Origin of the sequence: Streptomyces sp. NPDC015130 (genome assembly GCF_043080005.1) — a bacterium.
GTDB lineage: Bacteria > Actinomycetota > Actinomycetes > Streptomycetales > Streptomycetaceae > Streptomyces.
On sequence record NZ_JBIBVC010000002.1, the window covers coordinates 154,733 to 170,960 of the forward strand.

General features: G+C 74.0%; 13 protein-coding genes and 1 pseudogene. 5 read left to right on the top strand and 9 right to left on the bottom strand.

The window, feature by feature from the left end:
- Positions 1–71: 71 nt before the first annotated feature.
- Genes pepN through ACF08F_RS04050 form a run of 4 tightly spaced genes read right to left on the bottom strand, consistent with a single transcriptional unit; the run spans position 72 to position 4,824 of the window.
- Positions 72–2,558, bottom strand: a complete 2,487-nt coding sequence (gene pepN / locus ACF08F_RS04035; protein WP_392296918.1) for an aminopeptidase N — start codon at positions 2,556–2,558, stop codon at positions 72–74.
- Positions 2,559–2,615: 57 nt separating this feature from the next.
- A complete protein-coding gene (locus ACF08F_RS04040; protein ID WP_392296919.1) occupies positions 2,616–3,602 on the bottom strand; it encodes an asparaginase in 987 nt (328 codons plus the stop codon).
- Positions 3,602–3,925, bottom strand: a complete 324-nt coding sequence (locus ACF08F_RS04045; protein WP_392296920.1) for a chorismate mutase — start codon at positions 3,923–3,925, stop codon at positions 3,602–3,604. The genes ACF08F_RS04040 and ACF08F_RS04045 overlap by 1 nt, the downstream gene beginning before the upstream one ends.
- A gap of 11 nt (positions 3,926–3,936) precedes the next feature.
- Positions 3,937–4,824 (bottom strand): AraC family transcriptional regulator, encoded by an 888-nt coding sequence (locus ACF08F_RS04050; protein WP_392296921.1) that lies wholly within the window; start codon positions 4,822–4,824, stop codon positions 3,937–3,939.
- Positions 4,825–4,906: 82 nt separating this feature from the next.
- Between ACF08F_RS04050 and ACF08F_RS04055 the strand changes: the two genes are divergently transcribed.
- A complete protein-coding gene (locus ACF08F_RS04055) occupies positions 4,907–6,667 on the top strand; it encodes a beta-galactosidase family protein (protein WP_392296922.1) in 1,761 nt (586 codons plus the stop codon).
- Positions 6,668–6,798: 131 nt separating this feature from the next.
- Here the strand turns inward: ACF08F_RS04055 and ACF08F_RS04060 are convergent, their stop codons facing one another.
- Positions 6,799–7,581, bottom strand: coding sequence for a S1 family peptidase (locus tag ACF08F_RS04060; RefSeq protein WP_392296923.1), 783 nt, complete (start codon positions 7,579–7,581; stop codon positions 6,799–6,801).
- A gap of 160 nt (positions 7,582–7,741) precedes the next feature.
- Between ACF08F_RS04060 and ACF08F_RS04065 the strand changes: the two genes are divergently transcribed.
- The 3 genes from ACF08F_RS04065 (at position 7,742) to ACF08F_RS04075 (ending at position 11,248) form a co-directional block, all read left to right on the top strand.
- Positions 7,742–8,626 (top strand): hypothetical protein, encoded by an 885-nt coding sequence (locus tag ACF08F_RS04065; RefSeq protein ID WP_392296924.1) that lies wholly within the window; start codon positions 7,742–7,744, stop codon positions 8,624–8,626.
- Between the two features lie 56 nt (positions 8,627–8,682).
- The gene (locus ACF08F_RS04070; RefSeq protein WP_392296925.1) at positions 8,683–10,167 is read left to right on the top strand and encodes an ankyrin repeat domain-containing protein; all 1,485 of its coding nucleotides are present in this window, start codon (positions 8,683–8,685) and stop codon (positions 10,165–10,167) included.
- Positions 10,168–10,342: 175 nt separating this feature from the next.
- Positions 10,343–11,248, top strand: a complete 906-nt coding sequence (locus ACF08F_RS04075) for a tyrosine-protein phosphatase (protein ID WP_392296926.1) — start codon at positions 10,343–10,345, stop codon at positions 11,246–11,248.
- Here the strand turns inward: ACF08F_RS04075 and ACF08F_RS04080 are convergent.
- From ACF08F_RS04080 to ACF08F_RS04095, 4 genes are all read right to left on the bottom strand, one after another.
- Entirely contained in the window at positions 11,173–12,858 is a 1,686-nt protein-coding gene (locus tag ACF08F_RS04080) for a DEAD/DEAH box helicase (protein ID WP_392296927.1), read from the bottom strand. The two genes, ACF08F_RS04075 and ACF08F_RS04080, sit on opposite strands and share 76 nt — an antisense overlap.
- Positions 12,859–13,068: 210 nt before the next feature.
- Positions 13,069–13,689: a TetR/AcrR family transcriptional regulator gene (locus ACF08F_RS04085; RefSeq protein WP_392296928.1), complete on the bottom strand. Its 621-nt coding sequence runs from the start codon at positions 13,687–13,689 to the stop codon at positions 13,069–13,071.
- Positions 13,690–13,748: 59 nt separating this feature from the next.
- Positions 13,749–14,129, bottom strand: coding sequence for a VOC family protein (locus tag ACF08F_RS04090; RefSeq protein WP_392296929.1), 381 nt, complete (start codon positions 14,127–14,129; stop codon positions 13,749–13,751).
- 162 nt (positions 14,130–14,291) lie between these two features.
- Positions 14,292–14,882, bottom strand: a complete 591-nt coding sequence (locus ACF08F_RS04095) for a PadR family transcriptional regulator (protein WP_392296930.1) — start codon at positions 14,880–14,882, stop codon at positions 14,292–14,294.
- A gap of 141 nt (positions 14,883–15,023) precedes the next feature.
- Between ACF08F_RS04095 and ACF08F_RS04100 the strand changes: the two are divergent.
- Positions 15,024–16,146: pseudogene (locus tag ACF08F_RS04100) on the top strand (LLM class flavin-dependent oxidoreductase).
- The last annotated feature ends 82 nt before the right edge of the window (positions 16,147–16,228 follow it).

Here is a 16,228-nt window from a genome sequence, read left to right on the forward strand (position 1 = left end):
TCGGGCCTTGTGACCCGAACGGGGGACACGGGGTGGCGCGGGGCGGTGGTGGCCGCCCCGCGCCCGGGCCGTCAGGCGCCGCGGACGGTCAGGGCTCGGCGGAGGTCGTCGAGCTGGTCGACGAGCTTGCGGTGGAGGGCCGGGATCATGGTGTCGGCGGTCAGGTGGGACTCGCCGAGGGCCAGGGACTCGGCGTCGATCGCGTACGACGGGAAGGCGTAGCGGCCGGCGGCCTCGGCCATGGCGGCGCCGCGGCGGGCGCCGAGGGCGGTGGCGTCGGCGTAGAAGCGGGTGACGTACTCGCGTACGAGCTCCGCCTGCTCCGGCTGCCAGAAGCCCTGGGCCGTGGCCGTGAAGAGGTAGTTGGAGAGGTCGTCCGTGTCGAACAGGGCCGACCAGGCCGCCGTCTTCGCCTCCGCCGTCGGGAGTGCGGCCCGGCAGCGGGCGGCGCCTTCCTGGCCGGTGGCGCTCGGGTCGCGCTCCAGCTCCGCGGCGATCACCGTCTCGTCGGTGGCGCCGAGGACGGCGAGGCGGGCGAGGATCCGCCAGCGCAGCTCGGGGTCGAGCTCGGGGCCGCCGTGGACGGTGCCCTCCTCCAGCCAGGAGGCGATCTTCGCGGGGGTGGTGGCGCTGTCGACGTAGGTGCGGACCGCCGTGAGGCGCAGGCCCGGGGCCTCGCCGTCCTCGGTGCGGCGGAGCAGGGCGCGGGCGATCTCGCCGATGGTCGCGAGGGCGGCGGGGCGCTCGTCCTCGGTGACGTACCGGTCGGCGATCTGGGTGCGGGCGAAGGCCAGAACGCCCTGGACGAGGGAGAGTTCGGTCTCCTCGGGCAGGTGCGCGAGGGCCGTCGCCAGGTACTCGCCGGGGGTGAGTTCGCCGTCGCGGACCATGTCCCGCAGCGCGTTCCAGATCACGGCGCGGGTGAGCGCGTCGGGGACGGCGGAGAGGCCGCGCAGGACGGTCTCCTTCGAGACCTCGTCGAAGCGCAGCTTGGCGTAGGTGAGGTCGCCGTCGTTGAGGGTGACGAGCGCGGGGCGCGGGCCCGTCAGTTCGGCGGGGGCGGTCTGCGGGATGTCGAGGGCGAGGCGCTCGCGGAGGGTGAGTTCGCCGTCGGGGTGCCGGTCGTAGACGCCGGCCTCGATGTGGTGCGGGCGGCTGCCGTCGCGGTCGACGGTGAGCTGCCAGCGGGTGCCCTCGCCGTGGAGGCGCGGGGTGAGGGTGTCGACGCCCGTGGTGCGCAGCCACTGTTCGGCCCAGCCGTGGACGTCGCGGTCGGTGGCGGCGGCGAGGTTGTCGATGAAGTCGGCGAGGGTGGCGTTGCCGAACTTGTGGCGCTTGAAGTGGATGTTGATGCCGGCGAGGAAGTCCTTCTCGCCGAGCCAGGCGACGAGCTGGCGGAGGGCGGAGGCGCCCTTGGCGTAGGAGATGCCGTCGAAGTTGAGGAGTGCGGAGGCGGTGTCGGGGACGGCTTCCGGGTCCGGGGCGACGGGGTGGGTGGAGGGCCGCTGGTCGGCCTCGTAGCCCCAGGCCTTGCGGGTGACGCCGAAGTCGACCCAGGTGTCGGGGAAGAGGTCGGCGCAGGCCTCGTTGACGGTCTGGAAGCCCATGTACTCGGCGAAGGACTCGTTCAGCCAGATGTCGTCCCACCAGCGCAGGGTGACGAGGTCGCCGAACCACATGTGGGCCATCTCGTGGGCGATGACCATGGCCCGGGTCTGCCGCTCGGTGACGGTGACGGCGGAGCGGAAGACGAACTCGTCGCGGAAGGTGACGAGTCCGGGGTTCTCCATCGCGCCGGCGTTGAACTCGGGGACGAAGGCCTGGTCGTACGAGTCGAAGGGGTACGGCTCGTCGAACTTCTCGTGGAAGCGGTCGTAGCAGGCCTTGGTGACGGCGAGGATCTCGTCGGCGTCGGCGTCGAGGTGGGGGGCGAGGGAGCGGCGGCAGTGGATGCCGAAGGGGAGCCCGGCGTGTTCGGTGCGGACCGAGTGCCAGGGGCCGGCGGCGACGCAGACGAAGTAGGTGGAGAGCAGCGGGGTGGGGGCGGCCTGCCAGCGGCCGTCGGGCTGCTGCTCGGTGATGCCGTTGGAGAGGACGGTCCAGCCCTCGGGGGCGGTGACGCCGAGCTCGAAGACGGCCTTCAGGTCGGGCTGGTCGAAGGCGGCGAAGACGCGCTGGACGTCTTCCATGAACAGCTGGGTGTAGACGTACGACTCGCCGTCGGTGGGGTCCGTGAAGCGGTGCATGCCCTCGCCCGTGCGGGAGTACCGCATGGTCGTGGTGACGCTGAGCTCGTGCTCGCCCTCGGTGAGGGTGAGCGGGAGGCGGTTGCCGTCGAGGGCGGCGGGGTCGAGGGCCTCGCCATCGAGGGTGGCGGAGTGCAGGGTCTCGGGCTTGAGCTCGACGAAGGTGTCCCCCGCGGTGCGGGCCGTGAAGCGGACGCTGCTGTGTGAGCGGAAGGTCTCGTCGCCGGTGGTGAGGTCGAGGTCCACGCGGTAGTGGTGGACGTCGAGGAGCTGGGCACGGGTCTGCGCTTCGTCGCGCGTCAGTACGGACATGGGCCCTATGCTGCCCGATGCCTCGCGCGTCGGGCAGGGGTGGTGCGTTTCTCGTGATCAGGCGAGTCCGGAGCCGTTCAGGTGGGCGAAGGCGGCCGTGAGGCGGGGGCGGTCGTAGCCGGTGGGGCCGGCCGCGCCGCTGGAGAGCAGGGCCTGGAGGAGGATCCGGGCCTTGGCGGGGTCGAGGGGGCCCGCGGGGATCAGTCCGTGGTGCAGGAGGTCGTACTCGGAGCCGGGGCCGCGGTAGGTGTGCGAGAGGGTCGCTCCGCCGCCCGTGCGGGACGCCAGGACGACCGGGATGCGGCGGGCCAGCTCGGCGAGCGGCTCGACGAACCAGGCGGGGACGTGGCCGGCGCCGAAGGCGGCGACGACGAGGCCGTGGAAGCGGTCGTCGACGGCTTCGAGGAGTTCGCCGCGGTCGCCCTGGGAGAGCGTCAGGAGGGCCACTCGTACCGACGGGTCGAAGGTCAGCGGGCAGAGCGCGGCGGGGACGGCGGGGCGGAGCAGGATCCGGGGCTCGCCCTCGACGACGGTGCCGATCGGTCCCGCGCCGGGCGAGGCGAAGGTGGTGACCGAGGTCGTGTGGGTCTTGCGGGCGAGGCGGGCGGCGTGGATCTCGTCGCCGAGGACGACGAGGACGCCGAGGTTCCGGCAGGCGGGGTCGGCGGCGACGGCGAGCGCGGCGGCGAGGTTGGCGGGGCCGTCGGCGCCGGGCAGGTCGGGGCGGCGCATGGCGCCGGTGACGGCGACGGGCTGCTCGGTGGTGCAGAGCAGGTCGAGGAGGAAGGCGGTCTCCTCCAGGGTGTCCGTGCCCTGGACGACGACCACGCCGGAGCCCTCGGCGACGGTCTTGCGTACCTCCTCCGCCAGGTCGGCGAGGTCCTCGTGGGTGAGGGAGGAGCTGGGGACGCGCCGGAAGTCTCGGAGGACGACGTCCTCGGGCGCGCCCAGCTCGGCGAGGACCTCCTGGCCGGTCATGCGGGCCGCGTCTCCGCCCCGCGCGGAGATGGTCCCGCCGAGCGTGAAGACCGTGACGCGTGCCATCAGCGTGCTCCGTCCGCGATCGTCTCGTGGTGGCGGATGACCTCGGCGATGATGAAGTTGAGGAGCTTCTCCGCGAAGGCCGGGTCCAGTTTCGCGCTCTCGGCCAGTTCCCGCAGCCGGGCGATCTGGCGGGCCTCGCGGGCGGGGTCGGCGGGCGGCAGCTTGTGCTCCGCCTTGAGGACGCCGACCTGCTGGGTGCACTTGAAGCGCTCGGCGAGCATGTACACGACCGCGGCGTCGATGTTGTCGATGCTCTCGCGGAGCCGGGTCAGGTCGGCCCGTACGGAGTCGTCGACCGGGCGGGACGGGGTGGAGTCGCTCATGATCTGCGAGCTTAGACGGATCTCGGCAGGATGGTGGGCGGGTGTTCGGGATCCGGTACGCGGTTGCTCCAGCCGCCGTGGACGGACCGCCCCTGCTGCTCGCGGAAGCGGATGGGGGCGGTGCCGACGCGGCGGGTGAAGAGCCGGGAGAAGTAGGCGGGGTCGTCGTAGCCGACGCGGCGGGCGACGGCCGCGACGGGGAGCTCGGTGGCGGCGAGGAGTTCCTTGGCGCGGCCGAGGCGGACGGTGAGCAGGTAGTCCTTGGGGCTGCAGCCGGCGGCGCGGCGGACGGCGGTGCGCAGTTCGGCGGCGGTCATGCCGTGCCGGGCCGCGTGTTCGGCGACGGAGAGGGGCTGGAAGGCGTCGCGGGCGAGGGCGGCGAGGACGGGGTCGCCGTCGGCGTTGGTGTCGGCGCGGGCCCGGCGCAGGGCGACGAGCAGCTCGTGGACGGCGGCGCCGGTCTCGACCTCCAGGAGCGGGTTGCCGGGGCGGGCGGCCCTGGCGATGCGGCCGATGGCGGCGCGGGCGGGGGTGGCGTCGGAGAGGGGCACGACGGGCCGGTCGGGCTCGATGTAGCCGAGCTCGGTGTAGGTGGCGGTGGCGGGTCCCGAGAAGTCGACGAAGGCCTCGTCCCAGCCGGTGCCGGGGTCGGCGGCGTAGTGGTGGGGGGTGCCGGGGGTGAGCCAGATCAGGGCGGGGGCGGTGACGGCGGTGCGGCGGCCGTCGGCGCCGCGGTACCAGCCGCTGCCGGCGGAGACGACGACGGCGACGTGGTGGTCGAGGGTGCGTGGTCCGACGGTGGGGAGGGTGCCGTGCTGGAGTCCGACGCCGAGGCAGACGAGGCCGAGGCGGTGGTGGACGGGGCTGGGCGTGAAGTAGCGCATCCAGGTGTGGTACATGCTGCGGGCCCCTCCGTAACGTCCAAACTGCGACGATCTTTGTCCATGGACCGGCTCGCCGCCAGAGGGCGAGGGTGAGGCCATGAGCACGTTCGCTGTGGGTGACGAGGACTTTCTGCTCGACGGGCGGCCGGTGCGCCTCCTCTCGGGGGCTCTGCACTACTTCCGGGTGCACGAGGGGCAGTGGGAGCACCGGCTCGGGATGCTGCGGGCGATGGGGCTCGACTGCGTCGAGACGTACGTCCCCTGGAACCTGCACGAGCCGGAGCCGGGGCGGTACGCGGACGCGGACGCCCTCGGCCGGTTCCTGGACGCGGTGGGGCGGGCCGGGATGCGCGCGATCGTCCGCCCGGGTCCGTACATCTGCGCCGAGTGGGAGAACGGCGGGCTGCCGCACTGGCTGACGGGGCCGCTGGGGCGGCGGGTGCGGACGCTCGACCCGGAGTTCCTGGCGGCGGTGGACGGCTGGTTCCGGCGGCTGCTGCCGCAGGTGGTGGAGCGGCAGATCGACCGGGGCGGTCCGGTGGTGCTGGTGCAGGTGGAGAACGAGTACGGGAGTTACGGCAGCGACCTGGGCTATCTGCTGTGGCTGGCGGAGCTGTTGCGGGCGTGCGGGGTGAGCGTGCCGCTGTTCACCTCGGACGGTCCCGAGGACCACATGCTGACGGGTGGTTCGGTGCCGGGGGTGCTGGCCACGGCGAACTTCGGCTCGGGGGCGCGGGAGGGCTTCGCGACGCTGCGGCGCCACCAGCCCTCGGGGCCGCTGATGTGCATGGAGTTCTGGTGCGGCTGGTTCGACCACTGGGGCACGGAGCACGCGGTGCGGGACGCGGCGGACGCGGCGGCGGCGCTGCGGGAGATCCTGGAGTGCGGGGCGTCGGTCAATGTGTACATGGCGCACGGCGGGACCAACTTCGGCGGCTGGGCGGGGGCGAACCGGGCGGGTGAGCTGCACGACGGGCCGCTGCGGGCGACGGTGACCTCGTACGACTACGACGCGCCGGTGGACGAGGCGGGACGGCCGACGGAGAAGTTCTGGCGGTTCCGCGAGGTGCTGGCGGAGTACGCGGCGGGGCCGCTGCCCGAGGTGCCCGCGCCGCCGGCGCGGCTCGCGGCCCCGGTGCGGGGCGTCCTCGGCGAACGGGCGCCGCTCGACGAGGTCCTGGAGGTGCTCGGCGACGAGGAGACGCGGGCGCCGGTGCCGCCGTCCTTCGAGGAGCTGGGTGTGGACCGGGGCCTGGTCCGCTACCGGGTCGAGGTCCCGGGGCCGCGGCAGCCGTACGCGCTGGGCGTGACGGGGCTGCGGGACCGGGCGACGGTGTACGTGGACGGGGTCCTGGCGGGGGTCCTCGACGCCGAGGACGCGGCGCTGGCGGAGCCGGTCGCCGGGCCCGCCGTGGTGGACCTTTGGGTGGAGGCGCTGGGGCGGGTCAACTACGGGCCGCGGCTCGCGGAGCCGAAGGGGATCGCGGGTGGGGTGCGGCACGAGCGGCAGTACCTGCACGGCTTCCGGGCCCGGGGCCTGCGGCTGGACGCCTTCGAGGCGGCGGCGGTGGCGAAGGTGCCGTTCCGGGAGGTGACCGGGGAGGCCGCCGCGGCCGGGAGCGACGGCCCCGGTCTGCACCGGGCGGTGCTGGAGGTGACCGGGCCCGGGGATGCGGCGCTGTCCCTGCCGGGCGCGACCCGCGGGTTCGTCTGGGTCAACGGCTTCTGTCTGGGCCGGTACTGGAACGCCGGCCCGCAGGAGTCCCTGTTCGTGCCCGGCCCGGTGCTGCGCGAGGGCGCCAACGAGGTGTGGGTCCTGGAGCTGGCGGGCGGGGCCGGGGACGTACGGCTGGACTGACCGGACCGGGGGCATACGGGTGGGCCGACGGGACCGGGGACGTACCGGCCGGACCGACGGGACCGAGGTGTACGGGGACGGCCACCGTCTCCGTACACCTCGGCTTCCCTGCCGTCCGCGCTGCGGCGCGGCTACAGCGTGGCCGCGGCCGACTTGATCGCGGCGGCGAAGGTCGAGACCTCCGTGTAGACGCCGGGGTAGCCGGCCCGGGCACAGCCCTCGCCCCAGCTCACGATGCCGACCTGGATCCAGGCACCGGCGTTGTCCTTGCGGAACATCGGGCCGCCGGAGTCACCCTGGCAGGTGTCGACCCCGCCCTGGTCGTACCCGGCGCAGATCTCCTCGGCGGGGACGAGGGAGCTGCCGTACGAGGCCTGGCAGGAGGCGTCCGAGACGAACGGGACGTTCGCCTTGCGCAGGTAGCGCTGCTGCGCGCCGCCCTCACGGGTGCCGCCCCAGCCGGCCACGGTGAACGTGCCGCTGTTGTACGCGGTCGTCTCGGCGATCTTCAGGGTGGGGACCGAGGTGATCGGCGAGGCGAGCTTGATCAGGGCCCAGTCCTTGCCCGTGCCGTTGTAGCCGGGGGCCTGGAGGACCTTGGTGGACCTGACCTTGATCGCGCTGCTGCTCTGCAGGTCCACGACGCCGGCGGTGGCGGTGATGCTCGTGTTGTTGCCGGAGCCGCTCACGCAGTGGGCGGCGGTGAGGACGATCTGCGGGGTCAGCATCGAGCCGCCGCAGCCCATCGAGAGCCTGACCATCCAGGGGAACTCGCCCTGGGCGGCGCGCACGCCGCCGACGACGGGCGCCGGGGCGGCGGAGGCGGTGGTGGGCTGGAGGCTGACGGCGGCCAGGACGACGGCGCCGGCGGCGGCGAGTTTCTGGAGGGCGCTGACCAGGCGGTTCTTCTTCACGCGTGCTCCTTTTTCCATGGGGGGTTGAGCCCGACGGGAATGACATGCGCCCGTCAAGCCATGTCCGGATTATGGACAGCGCTCAACTGCCGCCACAAGAAAGCCTTTTCGGCCAGAACCGGTGAGGGGACCGTACAGTGGACGGGAGGGGGGATCCGGTATGCCGAACCGTCAGGGGGCCGACCGTGTCGGCCACGGCTTCCCGCACCGCGCGGCGGTCCGGGCGTCGCTCACCGCGCTCTACCGGCGCCTGTCCACCGACGGTGTGCACCGGTTTCCGGTGAGCGTGCCCGCCGCCGACATGGAGATCGGCGACGACGAGGACCTCCATCTGGGCACCCAGCGCGTGGCCCGCGCGCTGGTCCACCACCTCCGGCTCCCCGACGCCCGCATCGTGGCGAGTTTCCGCCCCATGGAGCACGCGGCCACCGTCGAGCTCGCCGCCGGGCCCGAGTACTTCGTCGAACTCAACGACCGCTTCAGGACCCGCCGCCGGGACATCGGCGCGGCCCTCGCCCACGAGATCACCCACGTCCTGCTGCACCGGCTCGGGCTCGGCTTCCCCGGCATCCGGGAGAACGAGATCCTCACCGACGTCGTGACCACCTACCTGGGCGCGGGCTGGCTGCTCCTCGACGCGTACCGCCAGGACGGGGTCGAGAGCCAGAGGCTCGGCTATCTGACCCCGGAGGAGTTCGGCTACGTCCTCGCCAAGCGGGCCGAGGTCTTCGGGGAGGACCCCTCGCCGTGGTTCACGAGCGCGGTGGCCTACGAGGCGTGGGTACGCGGCCGGGCCGAGGCGGCGCGGGAGCTGCGGCAGCCGCCGCTCGCCGGGGCGGGCTGGGCGGAGCGGCGGCGGTACGGCAGGGAGCGGCGCCGGGGCGGGGCCGCGGCGGGAGCCCCGTACGCCTTCGACGGCGGCGCCCCGGCGGCCGGCGTCTCCTTCGCCTGCCCGGTCTGCCTCCAGCGCCTGCGGGTCCCGGCGGGACGGAGTCTGCGGGCACGGTGCGGGGTGTGCGGCTCGGTCCTGGAGTGCGCGGCCTGACGCCCGTACGGGGAACGGATTTGCGCCAGGTGCGGACGGCGCGTCAGGGTCGGCGCATGAGTACGTTGTTCGACGCCATCCGGGCCGGTGACGAGGACGGGGCCGTACGGGCCCTGCGGAGCGGGGCGGACCCCGAGGGCCGGGAGGACGGGGAGACCGCGCTGTACCGCGCGGCCGTCGGCGACGAGCCCGGGATCGTCCGGGTGCTCCTCGCCGCCGGGGCCGATCCCGGGCGCCGCAGCGGCGAGGAGGACGGGGACCTGCCGCTGTGCGGGGCGGCCTGCGGCGGGCACGCCGAGGTCGTCCGGGCGCTGCTCGCGGCCGGCGCGGAGGCGGACCAGGAGGAGGAGTTCGGCTTCACGGCGCTCGCCTGGGCGCTCCGGCTCGGGCACGCCGAGACGGCGCGGGTGCTCCTGGAGCACGGGGCCGACCCGGACCGGCCGGGGCCCGACGGCTTCGTGCCGCTGGTCGCCGCCGCCCGGCGCGGCTCCGCCGCCTGTGTGCGGGCGCTCCTCGACCACGGGGCGGGGGCCCGGGAGGCCGCGCTGCGGGAGGCGCGGCGGTGGATCGGCGCGGACATCGCGGCCGAGCTGCGGCGGGGGCTCGTCGCGGGGAACGACGGCGGGCAGACGTACGAGGCGGTCGTCCGCCGGGTCCGGGAGGACGGCGGGGTGACGGTCGTCGTCGAGCTGCTGCGCGAGGACGGCGCGCCCACCCGCGGCGACGAGCGGCAGACCGGTCACGCGGCGATCGCCACGCTCCTGGAGGCGGCGATGGGGCTGCGCACCCCGCACGAGGAGCTCGCGGCGCGGGCGCTGCGCTGCGGGGACCCGGAGCTCGACGCCTGGACGACGGCGGTGGCCGAACTGGCCGGCCGGGCCGACGAGGAGACCTTCGTGACGGCGGCGGGCTGGTGCGCCTACCGCGACCCGCTGCGCCGGGCGCTCGGCGCGCGGGTGCTCGGCGCGCTGCCGGGCTTCGGGGCGAGCGCGCTGCCGGTGCTGCGGCGGCTGGCCTCGGAGGCCGTGGGCATGGAGGCCGTGCCCGCGGCGCGGGAGCCCCTGCTGTCGACGGTGCTCGCGCTCGGGGAGTGCGGGGACCCGGCGGCCGTGCCGGAGCTGCTCGCGGCGGCCGGGCACCCCGAGGCGGCGGTGCGGCGGGCGGTCGCGGGGGCGCTGGCCGGGCTCGTGCCGGCGGGGCACACCGAGGCCCTCGGGGTGCTCCTGGCGCTGAGCCGGGACGGCGACTCGCGGGTGCGGGACTGGGCGACGCTGGCCCTCGCCGAGCTGCCCGACGACTCCCCGCTCGTCCGGGAGGGGCTGGCGGAGCGGCTGGGCGACGACGATCCGGAGACGGCGGCGGAGGCGGCCCGGGGGCTGGCGATCCGTCAGGACCCGCGCGCCGTGGACGCGTTGGCGGCGGTACTGGCGGACGGCGACCCGGAGGGCGCGGCGCGCGAGACCGCCCTCGCCGCGCTCGAACACGTCCGGGACGCCCGGGTCAGGACCCGCCTGGAATGGACGGCTCCACGGCGCGGCTGAGCCCTCCCGGCGGACGCGCTCCCCCACGCGCGGTGCGTCCCGCGCGAGCAGGACCCTCCCGTACGGCCCCGGCGGCTGCTACCTTCCTCCCCAGTCGCCTAACAAACGTTTGGTGGGCCCGTCCGCCCGTCAGTCGTACGTCCGACAGTCCGTACGTCCATGAGGGAGTCCCGCCATGCCCCTGTCCCGACGCGCGCTGCTCACCACGACCGGCGCCGCCGCCCTGTTCGCGGCGCTGCCGACGAACGCCCAGGCCCACGCGCATCCGCGAGCGCCCCGGAACACCATCCGCCAGATCCCGCTCCAGGGCGCGGTCAACGTCCGTGATCTCGGCGGGTACGCCACCTACGACGGCGGCCGGGTCCGCCACGGGCTCGCCTACCGGGGCGACCACCTCGCGAAGCTCACCGACGCCGACCTCGCCACGCTCGCCGGGCTGGGTCTCGGCACGGTCGTCGACCTGCGGATCCCGCTGGAGGTCTCGTACGACGGCGCCGACCGCGTCCCGGCCGGTGCCGTCGCGGTCGCCCGGCCCATCACCGACAACGGTCTCTTCGGGCGGCTGACGGCCGCGATCGGCTCCCGCGACCCGGTGCGGCAGGAGGAGATGCTCGGCGGCGGCCGGGCCGCCGCCTTCATGAGCGAGGTGTACCGGACCTTCGTCACCGACCCCGCGAACCGGGCCGCCTTCGCGCAGACCCTGCGGGACCTCGCCGACCGCCGCCGGGGGCCGCTGCTCCTGCACTGCACCTCGGGCAAGGACCGCACCGGCTGGACCGGCTACCTCCTGCTCACCCTGCTGGGCGTGCCGACGGCGGCGGCCCGCGGCGACTACCTCGCCTCGAACACCATCCGCGCCGCCTACGACGCCAAGGTGCGCGAGGGGCTCCGGCAGGGCGGGTACATGCAGAACCCGGACCTGATCGTGCCGCTCCAGGAGGTGCGTCCGGAGTACCTCGACACCGCCCTCGACCAGGTCCGGGTCTCTTACGGAAGCCTGCTCCGTTACGTGTCCGTCGGCCTCGGCCTGGAGTTCCGCGACGTGCTGGCGCTACGGGAACGGCTCGTGCTCGACGCCTGACGCCCGCCGCGGGCGGCTCCGGCCCCGGCGGCGGCACCGCGCCCGGCACCCGCGCCGGAGCCGGAGCCCCGACCCGCGCCGGAGCCGCGCCCCGCACCGGAACCACGACCCGTGGACGTACCGGAGGCGGAGGCGCGCCCCGACCCGGCCGACGTGGCCGTGGCCGTGCCCGTACCGCCGCCGGCGGACGCGGGACGGCGGCGACGGCCGCGGCCGCCCCCGCTGCCGCCGGCTCCCGCCGGCTTGCGCGGCGGGGTCGGCTGCGGCGTCTCGATGACGACCGGGACGCCGGAGGGCTCGCGGGCGCCGGTGAGGTCGGTCAGGTGCTGGTCGCTGGACTTGACCTGCGCCGTGCGCGGGCTGATCCCGGCGTTCGACATCAGCCGGCCCATGTCCCGCTTCTGCTCCGGCAGGACCAGCGTGAAGACGCTGCCGGACTCGCCGGCGCGGGCGGTGCGGCCGCCGCGGTGCAGGTAGTCCTTGTGGTCCATCGGCGGGTCGACGTTGACGACCATGTCGAGGTCGTCGACGTGGATGCCGCGGGCCGCCACGTTCGTCGCGACGAGCGTGGTGACCTGGCCGGTCTTGAACTGGTCCAGGGTCCGGTTGCGCTGCGGCTGCGAACGGCCGCCGTGCAGGCCGGAGGCCCGCACACCGTTGGCGAGGAGCCGCTTGACCAGCCGGTCCACGGACCGCTTGGTGTCGAGGAAGAGGATCGTCCGGCCGTCGCGGGCCGCGATCTTCAGCGTGACGGCCTTCTTGTCGGTCTCGTCCATCACGTACAGGACGTGGTGCTCCATGGTCGTCACCGCGCCGGCCGAGGGGTCGACCGAGTGCACGACCGGGTCGTCCAGGAACATCTTGACGAGCTTGTCGATGTTCCGGTCGAGCGTCGCCGAGAAGAGCAGCCGCTGGCCGCCCGGCTCGACCTGCTTGAGCAGCTTGGTGACCTGCGGCAGGAAGCCCATGTCGGCCATCTGGTCGGCCTCGTCGAGGACCGTGATCGCCACCTGGTCGAGCCGGCAGTCGCCGCGGTCGATGAGGTCCATGAGGCGGCCGGGCGTGGCGATGAGGACCTCGGCGCCACGGCGCAGCGCGGAGGACTGCCGGGAGATCGACATGCCGCCGACGACCGTGGTGATCCGCAGGCGCAGGGAGCCGGCGTACGGGGTGAGGGCGTCGGTGACCTGCTGCGCGAGCTCACGGGTGGGCACCAGGACCAGCGCGAGGGGCGCGGTCGGCTCGGCGCGGCGGCCGGCGGTGCGGGCGAGGAGCGCGAGGCCGAAGGCGAGGGTCTTGCCGGAGCCGGTGCGGCCCCGGCCGAGGACGTCGCGCCCGGCGAGGGAGTTCGGCAGGGTCGCGGCCTGGATCGGGAACGGCTCCGTCACACCCTGCTCGCCCAGGATCCGCAGGAGGCCCTCGGGCATGTCCAGGTCGGCGAAGGAGGACACCGCGGGGAGCGCGGGCGTCACCGTCTCCGGCGGGGTGAACTCGCTCGGCGGCGGGGGCGCGGTGGGACGACGGCCACCGCGGGAGGCCTTCGGCTGTGACGTGGACTTCGCCTGGGCGGTGCGGGGGCCGCGCTTGTGGGGGCGTTCGGAGCGGGTCATGCGTGCCTTCCTGGCCGGTGCTCGCGGCACAGCCGGGGCCCGCACCTGCGCGATGCGGGCCCCGGCTGCTTGTCCCGGAACACGCGATACGCACTCCGGATGTCTCTACCGGAACAATAGTGCGCCTCAGGACCTTCCCGCCCCGCCCGACCGATGCCCGGACGGATCAGGCCAGGCCCGGACGCCCCGACGTGGGAGACCTCACAGCCGTCACGCCCGTACGGCGACTCCGTCCAGGACCATCGTCAGGTACTGGCGGGCGATCTCCTCGGGGCTGTGCTGTCCGCCGGGCCGGTACCAGGACGCGGCGACCCAGACCGTGTCGCGCACGAAGCGGTAGGTCAGCCGGACGTCGAGGTCGGCGCGGAACACGCCGGCCGCGACGCCCCGCTCCAGGGTGCCGAGCCAGGCCTTCTCGAACCTCTCCTGCGATTCCACGAGGTACTGGAAGCGGGGCAGGTCGGTGAGGTGCCGGGACTCCTTCTGGTAGATCGCGACGGCGGCGCGGTGCCGGTCGATCTCCCGGAAGGACTCGGTGACGAGGGCCTCGATGGTCTCGCGGGGGCCGAGCCCGGCGCCGAGGACGGCGTCGTACCCCTGCCACAGCTCGTTCAGGAAGCTGGAGAGGATCTCGTCGAGCATCGACTCCTTGGAGTCGAAGTGGTAGTAGAGGCTGCCGGCGAGCATGCCGGCGGCGTCCGCGATCTTGCGGACGGTGGTGGCGTTGTACCCCTGGGCGGCGAAGACCTCGGCCGCCGTGTCGAGGAGCTCACGACGCCGCTCGGGCCCGGCGCTCACCTGGGTCTTCTTCTTGCTGGCAGTGTTCGGCACCCGTCCATTCTGGACCCGGCGCGGTGCGCCGGGTGCCGTCACCGCTCAGGAGGCCGGCGTCAGGAGGCCGCGGCGCGCTCCGCCGCGCTGCGCTCGACGCAGAACTCGTTGCCCTCCGGGTCGGCGAGGGTCGCCCAGCCGGTGCCGTCGGCGTTCCGCCGGTCGTCGAGCAGCGTGGCGCCGAGGGAGAGCAGCCGCTCGATCTCCTCGTCGCGGGTGCGGTCCTGCGGCTGGAGGTCGAGGTGGACGCGGTTCTTGACCTCCTTGGCCTCGGGGACCTGGATGAAGAGGAGGTTCGCGCCGGGCGACTCTACGGTGGCCTCGGGGTCTCCGGGCAGGTCGTCGTCGGCGAGCTTCGCGTCCAGGGCGACGGCCCAGAAGCTCGCCAGGGAGTAGGCGTCGGCACAGTCGATGGTCACGTGGCGTACGAGAGAGGTCATGGCTTCATGATCCCCCGGGCGTCCGGGGTCGGGCCAACCGATATCCCCTGCACCCGTACGACGGTGGCGAGTTGTCGCCCCTCCCCCGCGGAGCCCGTGGCCGCCGCAGAGCTCGTGGCACCCGCAGAGCCCCGTGCGGCTCATGGCCCCGGGCGCGTCTCCTCAGGCCGACGGCCCCGGGCGTTCCTTCTGCATCCGTTCGAGGTCCGCGAGCATGGCCTCGGCCAGGTCGCGCTCGGCCGCGTAGTACCGCTCGGCCCAGGTCAGGGTGAGCCGGGGGTACGCCCACGCCTCGTCGGTCCCGGCGTCCGCGGCGTCGGCCTCGGCACGCAGCCGCATGGACTCCGCGTACTCCCGGTGTCCGGACAGGATCTCGCGCATCCGGTCGGTTTCGAGGAGGTGCCCCAGCCAGATCCGCAGCATCGGCCCGTGCTTGAGGACGGGCGGGTCGAGGGGGGCGCTGCGGGCCCAGGAGCGGACGGCGGCGAGGCCCTCGTCGGTGATGCGGTAGACGCGCTTGTCGCGCGTGCCGCTCTCCGGCGCGACCAGGCGGGAGACGGCGTAACCGGTCTTCTCCAGCCGTTTGAGCTCGCCGTAGATCTGGCTGAACGACGGGCTCCAGTAGAAGAGGCCGAGGGACCGGTCGGACCACTTCTTGACGTCGTACCCGGACAACTCCCTCCCGAAGGAGAGCAGTCCGAGGACGGCCCAGCTGGTCGCGGGAAGCTCCGGCACGGTCTCTTCGTCCACCACGGCGGGAAGTCTACGACTCTCTTCCCTCCTCTACCTATGCCTGCTAGAAGTATTTCGATTCGGCATAGCTCGATCAGGCACGACCGTCCAGATGAGGCACGACCGTCTTTCTTCCGGCCGCCGCCACGGGAGGAGCCCCCGGTGAAGTTCTCCATGATCTTCGAAGCGCAGCTCGTCGACCCCACCCCCGCCCGCGAACGCGCGGTCATCCACGACTGCGTCGAACAGGCCGTCCTCGCCGAGGAGATGGGCTTCGACCGCGTGTGGGCGGTCGAGCACCACTCCCTCACCCAAGTACGCCCACATGAGCGCGTCCGAGATCTTCCTGACCTGGGTCGCCGCCCGTACCCGGAGGATCCGCGTCGGGCACGGCGTGGTCACCATGCCCTTCGGCTACCAGCACCCGGTCCGGGTCGCCGAACGCGCCGCGATGCTCGACGTGCTCTCCGGCGGGCGCCTCGACGTCGGCGCCGGCCGGGGCGCGACCCGCCAGGAGATGCGGATGTTCGGGGTGGACCCCGCCGACACCCGGCCGCAGACGGAGGAGGCCCTGCGGATCTTCGCCGCGGCCTGGCGCGAGCCGGAGTTCGAGTGGCACGGCTCCCTCGACATCGGGCCCGGAGCGGTCCTCCCGCGTCCTGTGCAGCACCCGCACCCGCCGCTCTTCATGGCCTGCTCGCAGCACGACTCCCTGCGACAGGCGGCCGAACTCGGCATCGGGGCCCTGGTGATGGGCTTCGCGGGCGCCGAGGACGTGCGGGCCATGCGCGCGGTGTACGACGAGACCCTCGCGGCCCGGGACGGTTCGCGGTTCGTCTCCACCGAGGTCAACGACCACTTCTCGGCGCTCTGCCCGACGGTCGTCCTGGACGACGCCCAGCGCGCCCTGCGGCTCGGCACGCGCGGTCAGCGCTTCTTCGCCGAGTCGATCGCCCACTGGTACGGCGGCGCCCCCGCGCCCACCGGATACGCGGAGGACGAGGACCACACGGGCGCGCTGGCGGAGGAGCGCCGGAAGCTGGTGGCCCGGCTGCACGAGGCGGACGTCCCGGCGCGCCCGGTCGACACCGGCCCGTACAACACGGACCACGCCTACGGCGACGCCGCGACCGCGATCGCCTACGTGGAGCGGCTGCGCGAGATCGGCGTCGACGAGGTGATGTGCCTGATCCAGATGGGCACGGTGCCCCAGGAGGCCTGCCTGGAGACCATCCGCCAGTGGGGCACGAAGGTCATCCCGCACTTCCGCCCGCCGTCCGAGTGACCTGGGGCGTGTTGCGAAAGTAGCGCCACGGACACCACGAACACTGGGCAGCGCCCACCGACGCGCACCGCATCACCACGAG

Bases quoted from the DNA above. Each gene is read 5' to 3' on its own strand.
- ACF08F_RS04080 (WP_392296927.1), bottom strand. From the start codon at position 12,858: ATGACCCGCTCCGAACGCCCCCACAAGCGCGGCCCCCGCACCGCCCAG.
- pepN (WP_392296918.1), bottom strand. From the start codon at position 2,558: ATGTCCGTACTGACGCGCGACGAAGCGCAGACCCGTGCCCAGCTCCTC.
- ACF08F_RS04050 (WP_392296921.1), bottom strand. From the start codon at position 4,824: ATGTACCACACCTGGATGCGCTACTTCACGCCCAGCCCCGTCCACCAC.
- ACF08F_RS04090 (WP_392296929.1), bottom strand. From the start codon at position 14,129: ATGACCTCTCTCGTACGCCACGTGACCATCGACTGTGCCGACGCCTAC.
- ACF08F_RS04075 (WP_392296926.1), top strand. From the start codon at position 10,343: ATGCCCCTGTCCCGACGCGCGCTGCTCACCACGACCGGCGCCGCCGCC.
- ACF08F_RS04065 (WP_392296924.1), top strand. From the start codon at position 7,742: ATGCCGAACCGTCAGGGGGCCGACCGTGTCGGCCACGGCTTCCCGCAC.
- ACF08F_RS04070 (WP_392296925.1), top strand. From the start codon at position 8,683: ATGAGTACGTTGTTCGACGCCATCCGGGCCGGTGACGAGGACGGGGCC.
- ACF08F_RS04045 (WP_392296920.1), bottom strand. From the start codon at position 3,925: ATGAGCGACTCCACCCCGTCCCGCCCGGTCGACGACTCCGTACGGGCC.
- ACF08F_RS04040 (WP_392296919.1), bottom strand. From the start codon at position 3,602: ATGGCACGCGTCACGGTCTTCACGCTCGGCGGGACCATCTCCGCGCGG.
- ACF08F_RS04055 (WP_392296922.1), top strand. From the start codon at position 4,907: ATGAGCACGTTCGCTGTGGGTGACGAGGACTTTCTGCTCGACGGGCGG.